The sequence below is a fragment of the Streptomyces sp. QH1-20 genome (assembly GCF_041283565.1).
In the GTDB taxonomy this organism is placed as follows: domain Bacteria; phylum Actinomycetota; class Actinomycetes; order Streptomycetales; family Streptomycetaceae; genus Streptomyces; species Streptomyces syringius.
Window position 1 is genome coordinate 1,766,130 of record NZ_CP166299.1, and the last position, 15,594, is coordinate 1,781,723.

12 protein-coding genes and 1 pseudogene are annotated in these 15,594 nt (G+C 72.5%); 5 read left to right on the forward strand and 8 right to left on the reverse strand.

The window, feature by feature from the left end:
- Positions 1–174 precede the first annotated feature (174 nt).
- On the forward strand, positions 175–1,392 hold the full coding sequence (locus tag AB8O64_RS07870) for an alanine racemase (protein ID WP_370418531.1): 1,218 nt from the start codon (positions 175–177) through the stop codon (positions 1,390–1,392).
- Positions 1,393–1,475: 83 nt separating this feature from the next.
- On the opposite strand, the gene AB8O64_RS07875 is transcribed toward AB8O64_RS07870, so the two are convergent.
- The 4 genes from AB8O64_RS07875 to AB8O64_RS07890 all read right to left on the reverse strand — a co-directional run bounded on the left by AB8O64_RS07875 (position 1,476) and on the right by AB8O64_RS07890 (position 6,460).
- The gene (locus AB8O64_RS07875; protein WP_370418532.1) at positions 1,476–2,744 is read right to left on the reverse strand and encodes a haloacid dehalogenase-like hydrolase; all 1,269 of its coding nucleotides are present in this window, start codon (positions 2,742–2,744) and stop codon (positions 1,476–1,478) included.
- A gap of 77 nt (positions 2,745–2,821) precedes the next feature.
- Entirely contained in the window at positions 2,822–3,607 is a 786-nt protein-coding gene (locus AB8O64_RS07880) for a 3-oxoacyl-ACP reductase (RefSeq protein WP_370418533.1), read from the reverse strand.
- Between the two features lie 118 nt (positions 3,608–3,725).
- Positions 3,726–5,081 carry an aldehyde dehydrogenase gene (locus AB8O64_RS07885; RefSeq protein ID WP_370418534.1) on the reverse strand — a complete coding sequence of 452 codons (1,356 nt, stop codon included), beginning with the start codon at positions 5,079–5,081 and terminating at the stop codon, positions 3,726–3,728.
- Between the two features lie 11 nt (positions 5,082–5,092).
- On the reverse strand, positions 5,093–6,460 hold the full coding sequence (locus AB8O64_RS07890; RefSeq protein ID WP_370418535.1) for a glutamine synthetase family protein: 1,368 nt from the start codon (positions 6,458–6,460) through the stop codon (positions 5,093–5,095).
- 72 nt (positions 6,461–6,532) lie between these two features.
- Between AB8O64_RS07890 and AB8O64_RS07895 the strand changes: the two genes are divergently transcribed.
- The 3 genes from AB8O64_RS07895 (at position 6,533) to AB8O64_RS07905 (ending at position 9,614) form a co-directional block, all read left to right on the forward strand.
- A complete protein-coding gene (locus AB8O64_RS07895; protein WP_370418536.1) occupies positions 6,533–7,282 on the forward strand; it encodes a FadR/GntR family transcriptional regulator in 750 nt (249 codons plus the stop codon).
- 104 nt (positions 7,283–7,386) lie between these two features.
- A complete protein-coding gene (eat, locus tag AB8O64_RS07900) occupies positions 7,387–8,856 on the forward strand; it encodes an ethanolamine permease (RefSeq protein ID WP_370418537.1) in 1,470 nt (489 codons plus the stop codon).
- Positions 8,857–8,903: 47 nt separating this feature from the next.
- Positions 8,904–9,614 (forward strand): gamma-glutamyl-gamma-aminobutyrate hydrolase family protein, encoded by a 711-nt coding sequence (locus AB8O64_RS07905; protein WP_370418538.1) that lies wholly within the window; start codon positions 8,904–8,906, stop codon positions 9,612–9,614.
- Positions 9,615–9,633: 19 nt separating this feature from the next.
- Here AB8O64_RS07905 and AB8O64_RS07910 read toward each other — a convergent pair whose 3' ends face one another.
- Positions 9,634–10,584: a LysR family transcriptional regulator gene (locus tag AB8O64_RS07910; RefSeq protein ID WP_370418539.1), complete on the reverse strand. Its 951-nt coding sequence runs from the start codon at positions 10,582–10,584 to the stop codon at positions 9,634–9,636.
- A 70-nt stretch (positions 10,585–10,654) separates the two neighbouring features.
- Between AB8O64_RS07910 and AB8O64_RS07915 the strand changes: the two genes are divergently transcribed.
- A complete protein-coding gene (locus AB8O64_RS07915) occupies positions 10,655–11,812 on the forward strand; it encodes a TDT family transporter (protein WP_370418540.1) in 1,158 nt (385 codons plus the stop codon).
- Here AB8O64_RS07915 and AB8O64_RS07920 read toward each other — a convergent pair.
- The 3 genes and pseudogenes from AB8O64_RS07920 to AB8O64_RS07930 form a co-directional block, all read right to left on the reverse strand.
- Entirely contained in the window at positions 11,739–12,479 is a 741-nt protein-coding gene (locus AB8O64_RS07920; RefSeq protein ID WP_370418541.1) for a helical backbone metal receptor, read from the reverse strand. The two genes, AB8O64_RS07915 and AB8O64_RS07920, sit on opposite strands and share 74 nt — an antisense overlap.
- A gap of 107 nt (positions 12,480–12,586) precedes the next feature.
- A pseudogene (locus tag AB8O64_RS07925) lies at positions 12,587–14,442 on the reverse strand (ABC transporter permease/substrate binding protein); the annotation flags it as partial.
- On the reverse strand, positions 14,435–15,571 hold the full coding sequence (locus tag AB8O64_RS07930) for a glycine betaine/L-proline ABC transporter ATP-binding protein (RefSeq protein WP_370418542.1): 1,137 nt from the start codon (positions 15,569–15,571) through the stop codon (positions 14,435–14,437). The gene AB8O64_RS07930 and the pseudogene AB8O64_RS07925, both read right to left, overlap by 8 nt.
- Between the last annotated feature and the right edge of the window lie 23 nt (positions 15,572–15,594).

Genomic DNA, 15,594 nt, shown 5'->3' on the forward strand with positions numbered 1-15,594 from the left:
CTCGCCATACCGCCCGATCGCCCTTCGGGACAGGCCGGTTCGAATCCGTACAACCCGCCACCGGCGGGTGGGCCGTGGCGTGCGCGGACACTCTACGGGGCGGGGAGCCGCACGGGCCATTCGCCGGTGACGGCCCTCTGTTCAGGGCTGATTCCCTCTGGCAGGCTGCCCGCCATGGCTGCTCACACCGTCGGTTCCGCCGCCGACCGGGTCCGCTACGACCGGGCGACGGCCCATCTGGACGCACCGCTGGCCGTGGTCGATCTCGGGGCGTTCGACGCCAATGCCGGGGATCTGGTGCGGCGGGCGCGGGGCAAGCCCGTCCGGGTGGCGAGCAAGTCCGTGCGCTGCCGTGCGCTGCTGGAGCGGGTGCTGGCGCGCGAGGGGTTCGCGGGGGTGATGAGCCATACGCTGGCGGAGTCGCTGTGGCTGGCGCGTTCGGGCTTCGACGATGTGCTGTTGGCGTATCCGTCGGCCGACCGGGAGGGATACGCCGAGCTGGTCTCGAACCCCAAGCTCGCGGACGCGGTCACGGTGATGGTGGACGACCCGGCGCAGCTGGCGCTGATCGACGCGGCGCGGGCCGGGCTGGGCCGGACCGAAGAGGTGCGGGTGTGCCTGGAGTTGGACACGTCGCTGCGGTTACTGGGCGGGCGGGTGCGGATCGGTGCGCTGCGCTCGCCGCTGTGGGAGCCGGGGGCGCTGGCGGAGCTGGCCCACCTGATCGACCGTCGGCCGGGGTTCCGGCTGGTGGGGTTGATGGCGTACGAGGCGCATGTGGCGGGCGTCGGTGACGCGGTCGCGGGGCGGCCGGTGCGGTCGCGGGCGGTCCGGCTGATGCAGACGGCGGCGCGCGGGGAGCTGGCGGTCCGTCGGGCCGAGGCGGTACGGGCGGTGCGGGCCGTGGCGGAGCTGGAGTTCGTCAACGGCGGCGGTTCGGGCAGTGTGCAGCACACCGCGGCGGAGGCGGCGGTCACGGAGGTGGCGGCCGGGTCGGCGCTGTACGCGCCGCGACTGTTCGACCACTACACCTCCTTCCGGGGCCGGCCCGCCGCGCTGTTCGCCCTGCCGGTGGTGCGCCGCCCGGGGGTGGGGGTGGTGACCGTGCTGGGCGGCGGCTACCCGGCGTCGGGGGCCGCGGGTACGGACCGGCTGCCGGTGCCGTATCTGCCCGCGGGGTTGCGCCTGACCGCGCGGGAGGGCGCGGGCGAGGTGCAGACGCCGCTGGTCGGGCAGCCCGCCGATGATCTGCTGGTGGGCGACAAGGTGTGGTTCCGGCACGCGAAGGCCGGGGAGCTGTGCGAGCGCTTCGCGCTGCTGCGGCTCGTCGACGGTGACCGGGTGGTGGAGAGCGTCCCCACCTACCGGGGCGAGGGCCGCACCTTCGTCTGAGGACCGGTACGGACAGGGGACGGCGTCGATCGACGCCGTCCCCTGTCCTTGTTGTCCGCTCCCGCTCAGTGCGCGAGGTCCGGTCAGTACGCGAGGTCCAGCTGGTCGGGGATGACCGAGCCGTCGGCGCGGCGCACCGGGCCGTGCGTGCCGTCCTCGTTCGTGGCGCCGGCGGTCGCGCACGGGTAGCTGCCGGACTTGCGCGGCATGGGCTCGATGAACATCGGGTTGGCCACCCAGCGGCCGTCCGCGTTGTCGAAGGCGCGGCACATCAGCTCGGGCTTGTTGCGGTTGATGGCGACGTGGGCGCCGGTCGCGTCGTTCACGAACGTCACATCGGTGTCGGCGTCACCGGCGCCGAGCGCGATGCGGTGCGCGTAGTCCTGCTGCTTCCAGGCCTTGGCGCCCTTGATCTTGAAGATCTCCTGGTTGATCATGCAGCGCTTGCCGTCCATGTACGGGAGCGCCCCGCCGGGGCCGTCCGCGACGCCGCCGCAGCCCTTGATCCCGGGGGTGAGGCGGCCGCGGTCGAGGACGCTGCGGATGCCGATGGTGTGCTTGCGGTCGAGACCGACACCGCTGGACCACGCCTCGGCGATCGGCTCGGCGGAGGCGGAGACGATGTAGACGTCGAAACCGGCCGCCTTGAGCGTACGGATCAGGTCCTTCTGCTGGTCGTAGTAGCGGACGTAGCCGGCGAGCGTGTGCGTGCCGACGGTCTGCTTGGCCCCGACGGGCGCGGCGAGCTGCTCGGCGCGCGCCTTCTTGGCGAAGGAGGTCAGCGCGGCCGGGGTGTGGCCACTGAACAGCTGCGGGATCCAGGCGTACGCGGGTACCGTGCGCCGGTGGTTCCAGTCGCCGGCGAAGGCCGCCTCGCCGGCCATGGTCTGCGACTTCTCCCGGATCTCGAAGATCTCGTCGGCGCAGGCGGTGTTCTTCGAGGTGCGCAGCGGCTTGCCGACCGGCACGGACGTGCCGCACGCCTTGGTGAGGGCCTTGTCGGCGGCCGGGGTGAGCCAGACGCTGGTGTCCTTCCAGCTCTTCGGCCGCAGGATCCTGTCGTGCTTGAGGGCCCAGGCGAGGGTGGCATCGGTGATGTCGTTCTTGACGACCGTGTTGTCCCAGTCGAAGGCGGCGACGGGGCGGGGGCCGCCCTTGCCGGAGCAGGTGCCGCGCTCGTCGATCATCTTCTGGAGCTTGGCGCGGTTGTCGCCGAACCACTTGATGTTCTTGTCGAGCTGCGGGCAGTGCGACCGGGGCGCGGAGGCGGGGGCCGCGGCGGTGGCGGGCACCGAGGCGGTGAGGGCCGCGGTGATCGCGAGACCGATGACTATGGCGTGCTTGTTACGCATACGTCCTCATTGGCGCATGGGGGCAGGACACACACCGGGACCGGCCGGGTGGCCGGTCCCGGTACTGATCATGGACCTTACAGCGGGGTGACGTACGCGCCCGCGATGCCTCCGTCGACGAGGAAGTCGGCGGCGTTCACGAAGGACGAGTCGTCGCTCGCGAGGAAGGCCACGGCGGCGGCGATCTCGTCGGGCTCGGCGAACCGGCCCACCGGCACGTGCACCAGCCGGCGCGCGGCCCGCTCGGGGTCCTTGGCGAAGAGCTCCTTGAGCAGCGGGGTGTTGACCGGCCCCGGGCACAGGGCGTTGACGCGGATGCCCTCGCGGGCGAACTGCACGCCCAGCTCGCGGGACATGGCCAGCACGCCGCCCTTGGAGGCGGTGTAGCTGATCTGCGAGGTGGCGGCGCCCATCCGGGCGACGAAGGAGGCGGTGTTGATGATGGAGCCCTTGCCCTGGCGCTGCATGTAGGGCAGCGCCGCCTTGCAGCAGAGGTAGACGGAGGTCAGGTTGACCTCCTGGACGCGCTTCCAGGCGTCGAGGCCGGTGGTGAGGATGGAGTCGTCGTCGGGCGGCGAGATGCCGGCGTTGTTGAAGGCGATGTCGACCGAGCCGTAGGTGTCGAAGGCGGTCTTGAAGAGCGCCTCGACCTCCTCGGGGTCGGTCACGTCCACCTTGACGAAGAGACCGCCGACCTCGGTGGCGGCCGCCTTGCCGGCGGTCTCGTCGATGTCGGCGCAGACGACGTTGGCGCCCTCGGAGGCGAGCCGTCGGGCGGTGGCCAGGCCGATGCCGCTGCCGGCTCCGGTGATGACGGCGGTGCGGCCGACGAGTCGGCGGCAGACGGGGGTCTGGTCGGTCAAGGCAGTGGCCTTTCTCTGGCTGGGGCAGCGGTTGGGGCGTGCGTGGGGAGAAGTGGGGGTGCTCCGGGACGGCCGCCGATGTGGCCGTCCCGGAACCCTGCGGGCTCGGGCCCGGTGTTCAGGCCTCGGTGCTCAGGAACACGTTCTTGGTCTCGGTGAAGGCGGCCAGCGCGTCGGGCCCCAGCTCCCGGCCGAGGCCGGACTGCTTGAAGCCGCCGAACGGCGTCCAGTAGCGGACGCTGCTGTGGGAGTTCACGGAGAGGTTGCCCGCGGCGACGCCCCGCGAGACACGGACGGCCCGGCCCACGTCCCGGGTCCAGATCGACCCGGACAGTCCGTAGGGGGTGGTGTTGGCGATCCGTACCGCGTCCGCCTCGTCCTCGAAGGGCAGCACCACGGCCACGGGGCCGAAGACCTCCTCCACAGCCACGCGGTCGTCGGGGGCACCGGTGAGGACGGTCGCCGGGTACCAGAAGCCCTTGCCCGTGGGGACCTCGCCGCGGATCGCCGCGGGCGCGGACTCGGGGACGAAGGACCGTACGCGCTCGCGGTGCGCGGCCGAGACGAGCGGGCCCATCTGCGTGGCCGGGTCGGCGGGGTCGCCGACCACGAAGGCCTTGACCGCGGGCTCCAGCAGTTCCATGAAGCGGTCGTAGACGCTGCGCTGCACCAGGATGCGGCTGCGGGCGCAGCAGTCCTGGCCGGTGTTGTCGAGGAACGATCCCGGGGCGCTCGCGGCCGCCTGCTCGATGTCGGCGTCGGCGAAGACGATGTTGGGGTTCTTGCCGCCGAGTTCGAGGGTCACGCGCTTCACGCCCGCCGCGCACTTGGCCATGATCTGCTTGCCGACGGCGGTGGAGCCGGTGAAGACGACCTTGGCGATGCCGGGGTGCTCCACGAGGGCGTCGCCCGTGACGGGCCCGTCTCCCGGGAGGACCTGGAAGAGGCCCTCGGGCAGTCCGGCCGTCAGCGCGAGTTCGGCCAGCCGCAGGGCGGTGAGCGGGGTGGTCTCGGCTGGCTTGAGGAGGACGGCGTTGCCCGCGGCGAGCGCGGGGGCGAGGCCCCAGGCGGCGATGGGCATCGGGAAGTTCCACGGGGCGATGACGGCGATGACGCCGAGCGGTTCGTGGAAGGTGATGTTCAGTCCGCCGGCGACGGGGATCTGGCTGCCGGTGAGCCGCTCGACGCCGCCCGCGGCGTAGTCGAGCAGGTCGCGGACGTTGCCCGCCTCCCAGCGGGCGTTGCCGATGGGGTGGCCGGCCTCCCGGACCTCCAGCAGCGCCAGCTCCTCGATGTGCTGGTCGACGACGGAGGCGAAGCGGCGCAGCTGCCGGGCCCGGTCGCCGGGGGCGAGCGCCGCCCACGCGCGCTGGGCGGCGCCCGCCCGGGTGACGGCGGCGTCGACGTCCTGGGGGGTGCTGGCCGAAACGGTGGCGATGACCTCTTCGGTCGCCGGGTTGATGATCTCGTGCAACGTGGTGGTCCTTACATCCGCTCGAAGGAGCGGAACCGCTCCCAGTCCGTGACGGCCGCGTCGTAGGCCTCCTGCTCGACGCGCGCCATGTGCAGGTAGTGCTCGACCACCTCGTCACCGAAGGCGGCGCGCGCTATGGGGCTGTTCCCCCACAGTTCGGCGGCCTCGCGCAGCGTCGTCGGCACATGGGCGGCGTCGCCGGTGTAGGCGTTACCGGTACAGGCCTCGGGCAGCTCCAGCTCGTTCTCGACGCCGTACAGTCCGGCGGCGACCATGCCGGCGACGGCGAGGTAGGGGTTCACGTCACCGCCGGGCAGCCGGTTCTCGAAGCGGTGCGAGGGGCCGTGGCCGACGACGCGCAGGGCGCAGGTGCGGTTGTCCGGGCCCCAGGCGACGGCGGTGGGCGCGAAGGAGCCCGGGCGGAAGCGCTTGTAGGAGTTGATGTTCGGCGCGTACAGCAGGGTGAAGTCGCGCAGGGCGGCGAGCTGTCCGGCGAGGAAGTGCCGCATCGTCTTCGACATGCCGTAGGGGCCGTCGTCGTCGGCGAGCACGAACGCCCCGGTCTCGTCGCGCAGCGAGAGGTGGATGTGGCAGGAGTTGCCCTCGCGCTCGTCGTACTTGGCCATGAAGGTGAGCGCCATGCCCTCCTGGGCGGCGATCTCCTTGGCCCCGGTCTTGTAGACGGAGTGCTGGTCGCAGGTGGTCAGGGCGTCGTCGTAGACGAAGACGATCTCGTGCTGGCCGAGATTGCACTCGCCCTTCGCGGACTCCACCGTCATGCCGGCCGCGCCCATCTCGTTGCGGATGCGGCGCAGCAGCGGCTCGACGCGGCCGGTGCCGAGGACGGAGTAGTCGGCGTTGTACTGGTTGGCGGGGGTCATACCGCGGTAGCCGCGGCCCCACGCCTCCTCGTAGGTGTCCTTGAAGACGATGAACTCCAGCTCGGTGCCCGCGTAGGCGCTCCAGCCGCGTTCGGCGAGCCGGTCGAGCTGGCCGCGCAGGATCTGCCGGGGCGAGGCGAGGACGGGTGAGCCGTCGTGCCAGGCGAGGTCGGCGGTGACGAGCGCGGTGCCGGGGTTCCAGGGGGCGAGGCGCAGGGTGGCGCTGTCGGCGTGCATGGCGAAGTCGCCGTAGCCGCGCTCCCAGGACGACATGGTGTAGCCGGCGACGGTGTTGAGGTCGACGTCCACGGCGAGGAGGTAGTTGCACCCCTCGGTGCCGTGCTCGAGGACCTGGTCGAGGAAGTACCGGGCCGCGAACCGCTTGCCCTGGAGCCTTCCTTGCATATCGGTGAAGGCGAGGACGACAGTGTCGATCTCCCCGCGGTCGACGAGCATGCGCAGCTCCTCGACGGCGAGCGGGGGCGTGCGGTCTGCCACAGTGTTGCCTCCTGTCGGTGCGACCGGAGGTCTTAAGGTAGGCCCGTAGACCATTGATTGGGAAGGGGCTTCATGAACTCGATGGACGCGGCGGGCGGAACCGGTGCGGACCGGCTGGCGCCGGTGCTGCGGCCGGTCCGCGCGGGCAACGGCTTCGAGGAGGCCCTGGAGCAGATACTCCAGATCGTGCGGCTGGGCCTGGTGGCGCACGGCGAACGGCTGCCCGCCGAGCGCGAGTTGGCCGAGCGGCTCCAGATCAGCCGGGTGACCCTGCGCGAGGTGCTGAAGGTACTCCAGGACCAGGGGCTGGTGGAGAGCCGGCGCGGCCGGTACGGCGGCACGTTCGTCCTCGACCGCGCGGCGGCGCCGGCCGCGACCGGCGCGGAGGAGCTGCGGCGGCGGGTGGCGACGGTGGACGTCGAGGACACGCTGCGCTTCCGCGAGGTCCTGGAGGTGGGCGCGGCGGGGCTGTGTGCCGCGCACGGGCTCTCCGAGGAGCAGGCCGCCCGGCTGCGCGGGGCACTGGCCGCCACCCACGACGCGCCGCTCGCCGACTACCGCCGGCTGGACACGATGCTGCATCTGACCCTCGCCGAACTGTCCGGCTCCCCGTCCCTCGCCGCCCAGTACGCCGCGGTCCGGGCATCCGTCAACGACCTGCTCGACTGCATTCCCCTGCTGGTGCGGAACCTGGAGCACTCCCAGGCGCAGCACACCGCGCTCGTCGAGGCGGTCCTGGACGGGGACGCGGACGGGGCGCGCGAGGTGATGCGGGAGCACTGCTGCGGCACGGCGGCCCTTCTGCGGGGATTTCTCGGCTGAGTAACGCGCTGGTAACCAGCGTTTTACGCAAGGGGGTTGCTTTTCCGCCGACGCCACGGCAAAGGTATGGCGCAAAACCTTTACCCCCGAGGCAGGAGCGGCTCATGGCCGATCGCACGGAGTCACCCAGCGCACCGCCGGCCGCCCCGTCCGGGGAGGGCTCCGACTCGCAGGCGTATCTGGACAAACGCACCCTGCGCCGGGGCAGCGCCGGACCCCTGCTGCTCACCGGTCTGGGCGTGGCCTACGTCGTCTCCGGTGACTTCTCCGGCTGGAACTTCGGCCTCGCGCACGGCGGCTTCGGCGGACTCGCCATCGCCGCCGTCCTGATGGGCCTGATGTACACCTGTATGGTCTTCGCGCTCGCCGAGCTGGCGTCCATCCTGCCCACCGCCGGCGGCGGCTACGGCTTCGCCCGCCGCGCGCTCGGCCCCTGGGGCGGCTTCCTCACCGGGACCGCGATCCTCATCGAGTACGTCCTCGCGCCCGCCGCGATCTCCCTCTTCATCGGCGACTACGTCGAGTCGCTGCACCTGTTCGGCCTGACCTCCGGCTGGCCGGTGTACCTGGCCTGCTTCGTCCTCTTCATCGGCATCCATCTGTGGGGCGTCGGCGAGGCCCTGCGCTTCAGCTTCGTGGTCACCGGCATCGCGGTCGCGGCGCTGCTGGTCTTCGCGGTCGGCGCGTTCACCGACTTCGACGCCGCGCGGCTGCACGACATCCCCGTCGACCCGGACGCGTTCGGCGCCTCCTCCTGGCTGCCGTTCGGGCTGCTGGGCATCTGGGCGGCGTTCCCCTTCGGCATGTGGTTCTTCCTGGGGGTCGAGGGCGTGCCGCTGGCCGCCGAGGAGACCAAGGACCCCGCGCGCACCCTGCCCCGCGCCATGGCCACCGCCATGGGCATCCTGCTGCTCCTGGCCCTGCTCACCTTCCTCGCCTCCACGGGCGCGGGCGGCGCCGACGCCATGAAGGACGCGGGCAATCCGCTCGTCGCCGCGCTCCAGGACGACGGGCACCCCACCACGCTGGGCCGCATCGTGAACTACGCGGGGCTCGCCGGGCTCGTGGCCTCCTTCTTCTCCCTCATCTACGCGGGCTCCCGGCAGCTCTTCGCCCTCTCCCGGGCCGGCTACCTCCCCCGCTTCCTCTCCCTCACCAGCCGTCGCAAGGCCCCCTACCTCGGTCTGCTGGTGCCCGGTGCGCTCGGCTTCGCCCTGGCCGCGGCGAGCGGGGACGGGGCGCGCATGCTCAATGTCGCCGTCTTCGGCGCCACCATCTCCTACGCCCTGATGTCGCTCTCCCACATCGTGCTCCGCCGCCGCGAGCCCGGCCTCGCCCGCCCGTACCGCACCCCCGGCGGCGTCGTCACCTCGACGATCGCCTTCCTGCTGGCCTGTTCGGCGCTGGTGGCCACCTTCCTGGTGGACGTCACCGCGGCGGTCATCGCCCTCGGCGTGTACGTCGTGGCCGCGGGCTACTTCGCCTTCTACAGCCGGCACCGGCTGGTGGCGAGCGCCCCCGAGGAGGAATTCGCCGCACTGGCCGCGGCCGAGGCAGAGTTGGCACGCGAATGATCACAGCACCGCGGACGGACGCGGGCGGGGAGTGGAGAGGAAGACCGTTGGACAGCCAGCCGCTGATCGGTGTCACCACGTATCTCACACAGGCCCGTTGGGGGGTGGCCTGGGACCTGCCGACCGCGCTGCTGCCGGCCGCCTACCCCAGTTACGTCCAGCGGGCCGGCGGCCTGGCCGTCATGCTGCCGCCCGACGACCCGGCCACCGCCGCCGCGGTCGTCCGGCGCCTCGACGGTCTGGTCCTCGCCGGCGGCGAGGACCTGGACCCGGCGCTGTACGGCGAGGAGCCGCACCCCCGCGCGGGTGCCCCCGTGCCCGAGCGGGACCGCTGGGAGCTGGCGCTGCTGGCCGCCGCGCTGGAGCAGGACGTACCGGTGCTCGGCATCTGCCGCGGCATGCAGCTGATGAACGTCCACGCGGGCGGCACGCTCGTCCAGCACCTGCCGGACGAGGTGGGACACGAGGACCACAATCCGGTGGCGGGTTCCTTCACCGCACACCCGGTCAAGCCGGTGCCGGGCACCTTCACCGGCGGTCTGCTGTCCGAACAGTGCGACGTGGCCACCCACCACCACCAGGCGGTGGACCGCCTCGGCGAGGGCCTCGTCGTGACGGCCCACGCGGAGGACGGCACGGTCGAGGCCCTGGAGTACCCGGGCGGTTCCTTCCGGGTGGGCGTCCAGTGGCACCCGGAGGCCCTGGACGACCTGCGGCTGATCGAGGCCCTGGTGCGCGCCGCGGCGCGGCGGGGCTGAGCTCCTGCCCGGGCCGGGCTCAGCGCGTCAGCCCCAACAGGTCCCGGGCCGGGCCGGTGGGGCGGTGGCCCGTGGGCCAGACGGCGCGCAGGTCGCGGCGGAGGCCGACGCCCGGCACCGGGATCTCCACCAGGCGGCGGGCCGCCAGCTCCTCGCCGACGGCCAGTTCGCTGAGGACCGAGGGGCCCGCGCCGCTGACGACGGCCGCCTTGGCGGCGGTCGTCGAGGCCAGTTCCAGCAACGGCTCGGCCACGCCCCCGTGCGAGGCCAGCGCCGCGTCCAGGACCTGCCGGGTGCCCGAGCCGCGCTCGCGGAGGATCAGCGGGGTCGCCGACAGCTCCGCCGCGTCCAGCGGGGCACGGCGGCGGGCCCAGGGGTGGCCGGGCGCGGTGACGACCACGAGCCGGTCGTGGCCGATGACCGCGCCGTCCAGGCCGGGCGGCACGGCCAGGCCCTCGACGAAGCCGAGATCGGCCTCCGCGGCCAGCAGCCGCTCGGCGACGGCCGAGGAGTTCCCGGCGAACAGCGAGACCGCCGTGCCGGGCCGCCTCGTCCGCAGGGCGATCAGCCAGCCCGGCAGCAGATACTCCGCGATGGTCATGCTCGCCGCCACCCGCAGCCGCGAGTCCCGCCGGCCCCGCAGCGCCTGCGCCCCGGCGTCGAAGGCCTCGGCCGCCTCCACGATCCGCCGGGCCCAGTCGGTGACGAGCACCCCGGCGTCGGTCAGCCGTGAGCCGCGGGGGGACCGCTCGACGAGCGCGACGCCGAGCATCCGCTCCATGGTCCGCACCCGGCTGCTGGCGGCCGGCTGGGTGATGCCCAGCTCCCGCGCCGCGCGCCCGAGGCTGCCCAGCCGCGCCACGGCGAGCAGCAGCTCCAGCGCCCCGAGGTCCGGCACCCGGTGCGCGAGCACCCCGCCGGGCGTGGTGGGCCCCGACGACGGTCCGCTGCCCGCACCCGCTTCGCTCATAAAGCCACTTTATGCCCTCATAGGTCCGTGGTCCCTGGTGGCCGCCCCGCCCGGGCCGCACCGTTGAACCATGACCACGCTCACGCCCCCGCGTCCCAGTCCCCTCCTGCGCCCCCTGGCCCGCCCAGGGGTCCGGCACCTCGGGCCGAACTGGTACGCCGCCGTGATGGGCACCGCGATCGTGGCCGCGTCCGGGGCGGCGCTGCCCGTGCGGGTGCCCGGTCTGCGCGGGGCGCTGGAGGTGGTGTGGGCCCTGGCCGCGCTGGCACTGATCGTGCTCCTCGTCGCGCGGGCCGTGCACTGGCGGCGCCACGCCGACCAGGCCAGGCGGCACCTGGCCGACCCGGCCGTCGCCCCGTTCTACGGGTGCCTGGCGATGGCGCTCCTCGCCGTCGGCGGTGCCACGCTCTCGGTGGGGGCGGACGTCATCGGCGAACCCGCCGCGGTGGCCGTCGACGCCGTGCTCTGGGTGGGCGGCACGCTGATCGGACTGGCCGCGGCGGCGGGCATTCCGTATCTGATGGTGACCCGGCACTCGATAGCGCCGGGCACCGCCTCCCCCGTGTGGCTGCTCCCGGTCGTCGCACCCATGGTGTCCGCCGCGCTCGGCCCGGCCCTGGTGCCGCGGCTGCCCGCCGGGCAGTGGCGGGAGGCGATGCTGCTGGGCTGTTACGCGCTGTTCGGCATGAGCCTGCTGGCGGTCCTGCTGATGCTGCCGGCCGTCCTTGGCCGGCTCGTGCACCACGGCCCGCTGCCGCTGGCCCTGACGCCGACGCTCTTCCTCGTGCTCGGCCCGCTGGGCCAGTCGACGACCGCCCTGGGCAATCTCGCCGACGTGGCCCCCGACGCCGTCGCCGCGCCCCACGCGCAGGCGGCGGCCTCCTTCGCGGTGCTCTACGGCGTCCCGGTGACGGGCTTCGCGCTGCTGTGGCTCGCGCTCGCCACGGCTATGACAGTGCGGGCCTTCCGGGGCGGGATGCGTTTCGCCATGACCTGGTGGGGCTTCACCTTCCCCGTCGGCACCTGCGTGACGGGCGCCGCGGGACTCGCCCGCCACACCGGGCTGACCGCGTTCACCGGCCTGGCCGTCGGGCTCTACGCCCTGCTCGTCGTGGCGTGGGCCGTCGCGGCGGCGGGCACGCTGCGCGGGCTGGTCAGCGGCCGGCTGCTGCGAGCGCCGCTCCCAGCACCTGCGGTGCCTGGGTCAACGACGGTCCGTACCACGTGAGATGACGGCCGCTGACCAGCGCCGACGGCAGCCCGGGGAACGCCTCGGGGCCGTCGTCGGCGCTGAAGCGGTACGGCTCGTCGGGCAGCACGACGAGGTCGGCCCCGCAGGCGTTCAGCTCCTCCAGCGGGATCCGTGGATAGCGCTCGCCGTGCCCGGCGTGGATATTGACGACACCGAGCCGGGCGAGCACGTCGCCCGCGAAGGTGTCCCGGCCGAGGACCATCCACGGCCGTCGCCACACCGGCACCACCGCCCGGCGGGGCGGGCCCGGGGCGGTCACGTCCCGCCACGCGTCCTCCGCGTCGCCCAGCCAGCCGGGCCGGGCCAGCCCGCAGCCGCGCACCAGGACCCGCTCCAGCTCCCTGAACGCCTGGGGAAGCGAACGCACTTCGGTGACCAGCACCTCCAGCCCGGCGGCGCGCAGCGCGCCGAGGTCGGGGGCGCGGTTCTCCTCCTCGTTGGCGATGACGAGGTCGGGCGCGAGGGCGGCGATCCGGCCCAGGTCGGGGTTCTTGGTGCCCCCGATCCGTACGACGTCGAGCCCGGCGGGGTGCTCGCACCAGTCGGTGGCCCCGACGAGCAGCTCGGGCGCACCGGCGGCCACGGCCTCGGTGAGGGAGGGGACGAGGGAGACGACGCGCCGTACGGCGCTGCGACCGGCCATCCGTCCACCGTACGTCCGTACGAGCCTCTTTGGGGCTCTGTCCTCGAACGCCGGACGGGCTGCTGTGCTCTGTCCTCAAACGCCGGACGGGCTGCATGTGCAGCCCGTCCGGCGTTCGAGGACGCGCCCGCAGGGCGCCCGCCGTCGCGACCGCTTACGACGCCGCGCCCACCGGTGCGAGCTTGTCGACCGTGCCGGGGTTCTTGTCCATCCAGCGGCGGGCGGACTCCTTCTCCTTGCCCTTGCCACCGTTCTGGATCTCGACCTCCAGCGAGGCGAGGTCCTTCTCGGACATCTTGAACTTCTTCAGCCACTGGGTGACGTCAGGGAAGTCCGAGCCGAAGTCCTTCTTGGCGACGGCGTGGATCTCCTCGCCCTTGCCCCAGGCACCCTTGGGGTCCTTGAGCTTCTTCAGCTTGTACTTCCCGTACGCCCAGTGCGGGGACCACAGGGTGGTGACGATCGGTTCCTGCTTCTTGTACGCCCGGTCCAGCCCGGCGAGCATCGAGGAGGTGGAGGACGAGAGCACCTTGTACTCACCGCTCAGGCCGTACTCCCCCATCACCTTGTCGTTCAGCGTGCCCATCATCCCGGCGCTGGACTCGATGCCGACGATCTTCCCGCCGAACTGTCCGCCCTTGCCCTTCAGGTCCTCCAGCGAGTCGACGTCCTTGACGTACTCGGGCACGGCCAGCTCCAGCGACGTCGGGCCGTACCAGGCGCCGAGGTCGGTGAGCTTGTCGCGGTAGCGGTCCATGTACTGCTTGTGGGTCGTGGGCAGCCAGGAGTCGAACTGCACGTCCATCTGGCCCTGGGCGAGGGCGGTGTACAGCGGGCCGGGGTCGAGCTGCTGGACGGTCGGCTTGTAACCCCGGTCCTCCAGGATGTTCTGCCAGAGGTAGGTGGAGGCGACGGCCTCGTCCCAGGGGAAGTAGCCCAGCTTGATCTGCTTGCCCCGGCCGACGTTCGGACCGCTCGCGGTGGTCTCCCGGTCGTCGCCGTGGGTGAGGTTCATGCCGCCGGCGACGAGCGCGAGGACCACGATGCCGACGGTGGCGACCGCCGTGCCGGGCCGGTAGCGCAGGAAGGCCAGGCCCCGCGCCGACGCGGCGGCCTTGGCGGCGGCCCGGCGGCCGATCGGGGAGACCCGCTGGCCCAGGGCGCCGGTCATCCGGTCCAGGTACATGGCGAGGACGACGACGGCGAGGCCGCTCTCGACACCGCCACCGATCTGGACCTGGGTGACGGCCGCGTACACGGACTCACCGAGGCCGCCCGCGCCCGCCATGCCGGCGATGACGACCATGGACAGCGCCAGCATGATGACCTGGTTGACGCCCGCCATGATCGTGGGCAGGGCGAGGGGCAGCTGCACCCGGGTGAGGGTGTCGCGCGGGGTGGTGCCGAAGGCCCGGGCGGCCTCGACGAGTTCGCCGTCGACCTGCCGGATGCCCAGTTCGGTCATCCGGACGCCGGGCGGCATCGAGAAGACGATCGTCGCGATCAGACCCGGGATGGGCCCGATGGAGAAGAACATCACGCCGGGGATCAGATAGACGAAGGCGGGCATCGTCTGCATGACGTCCAGCACCGGCCGCAGCACACCGCTCACGGTGCGGCTGCGCGCCGCCCAGATGCCCAGCGGCACGGCGGCCAGCAGGGTGATGACGCTGGCGACGAGCACCAGCGACAGCGTCGCCATCGCCTCGTCCCACAGGCCGAAGGAGTCGATGAGCGCCATACCGGCGAAGGTGCACACACCGGCGAGCAGTCCGCGCAGCCAGCAGGCGACGACGGCCAGGATGCCGGCCATGAGCAGCGCGTGGGGCGCGCCGAGCACGGCCTCGACACCGTCGTACATCCCGGTCAGGACGGTGTTGATGAAGTCGAACAGCCAGCCCAGGTGGTTCTGGAGCCAGTCGACGGCGTTCTCGACGCCGTCACCGAGGTTGATCCTAGGCACGGGCGGTCACCTCCTGCTCGGACTCCTTCGCAAGGGGCGCTTCGGGGCCTCGCGGCTGGTCGCCGAGCGCGGCCAGCATCCGGTCGCGGGTGACGACCCCGGTCAGCGTGCCGTCGGCGTCGGTGACGGCGACCACGTCGCCGCTGTGCGAGAAGGGGGTGAACAGCTCGGCGACGGGGGTGTCGGCGTCCACCGTGGCGGGCGCGGCGTCGAGGACGTCCTGCGCGCTACGGGTGGTGCCGTCGGCCGCCAGGGCACTGCCCGGCTCGTCCATGATCGATCCGGCGGTGAGGACCCGGGAGCGGTCCACGTCCTGGATGAAGGAGGCGACGTAGTCGTTGGCGGGCCGCACGAGGATGTCCTCGGCGGTGCCGTTCTGCACGATCCGGCCGTCGCGCATGACCGCGATCCGGTCACCGAGGCGCATGGCCTCGTTGAGGTCGTGGGTGATGAAGACGATGGTCTTCTTCAGCCGCGTCTGCAGCTCCAGCAGCTGGTCCTGCATGTCGCGGCGGATCAGCGGGTCGAGCGCGCTGAAGGACTCGTCCATCAGCAGCAGGTCGGCGTCGGTGGCGAGCGCGCGGGCGAGGCCCACGCGCTGCTGCATGCCGCCGGACAGCTCGTCGGGCCAGGAGGTCTCCCAGCCCTTGAGACCGGTGAGCTCCAGGGCCTCGGTGGCGCGCTTCTCGCGCTCCGCGCGGGGCACGCCCTGCACCTCCAGGCCGTACGCGGCGTTCTCCAGCACGCTGCGGTGCGGGAAGAGGGCGAAGTGCTGGAAGACCATGCTGATCTTCCGGGAGCGGACCGAGCGCAGCTCGGCGGGGGGCAGCGCGGTCAGGTCCTGACCGTCGAAGAGCACGCGCCCGGCGGTCGGTTCCAGCAGTCCGTTCAGCATGCGCAGCAGCGTGGACTTGCCGGATCCGGAAAGGCCCATGACCACGAAGATCTGACCCGCCTCGACGTCGAACGAGGCGTCGATGACCGCCGCGGTGGTGCCGTCGGCGCGCAGCTCGTCGCGGTCGGTGCCGCTTTCGAGCCGCTTCACGGCGGCTTCGGGTCGTCTGCCGAACACCTTGTACAAGTGCTCGACGTGCAGCCTGGACACATACACCTCTCGGGTCGAACTCATGACGGTCCGCCGCCCCCGGTGGG

Bases quoted from the DNA above. Each gene is read 5' to 3' on its own strand.
- AB8O64_RS07870 (WP_370418531.1), top strand. From the start codon at position 175: ATGGCTGCTCACACCGTCGGTTCCGCCGCCGACCGGGTCCGCTACGAC.
- AB8O64_RS07875 (WP_370418532.1), bottom strand. From the start codon at position 2,744: ATGCGTAACAAGCACGCCATAGTCATCGGTCTCGCGATCACCGCGGCC.
- AB8O64_RS07895 (WP_370418536.1), top strand. From the start codon at position 6,533: ATGAACTCGATGGACGCGGCGGGCGGAACCGGTGCGGACCGGCTGGCG.
- eat (WP_370418537.1), top strand. From the start codon at position 7,387: ATGGCCGATCGCACGGAGTCACCCAGCGCACCGCCGGCCGCCCCGTCC.
- AB8O64_RS07910 (WP_370418539.1), bottom strand. From the start codon at position 10,584: ATGAGCGAAGCGGGTGCGGGCAGCGGACCGTCGTCGGGGCCCACCACG.
- AB8O64_RS07915 (WP_370418540.1), top strand. From the start codon at position 10,655: ATGACCACGCTCACGCCCCCGCGTCCCAGTCCCCTCCTGCGCCCCCTG.
- AB8O64_RS07920 (WP_370418541.1), bottom strand. From the start codon at position 12,479: ATGGCCGGTCGCAGCGCCGTACGGCGCGTCGTCTCCCTCGTCCCCTCC.
- AB8O64_RS07930 (WP_370418542.1), bottom strand. From the start codon at position 15,571: ATGAGTTCGACCCGAGAGGTGTATGTGTCCAGGCTGCACGTCGAGCAC.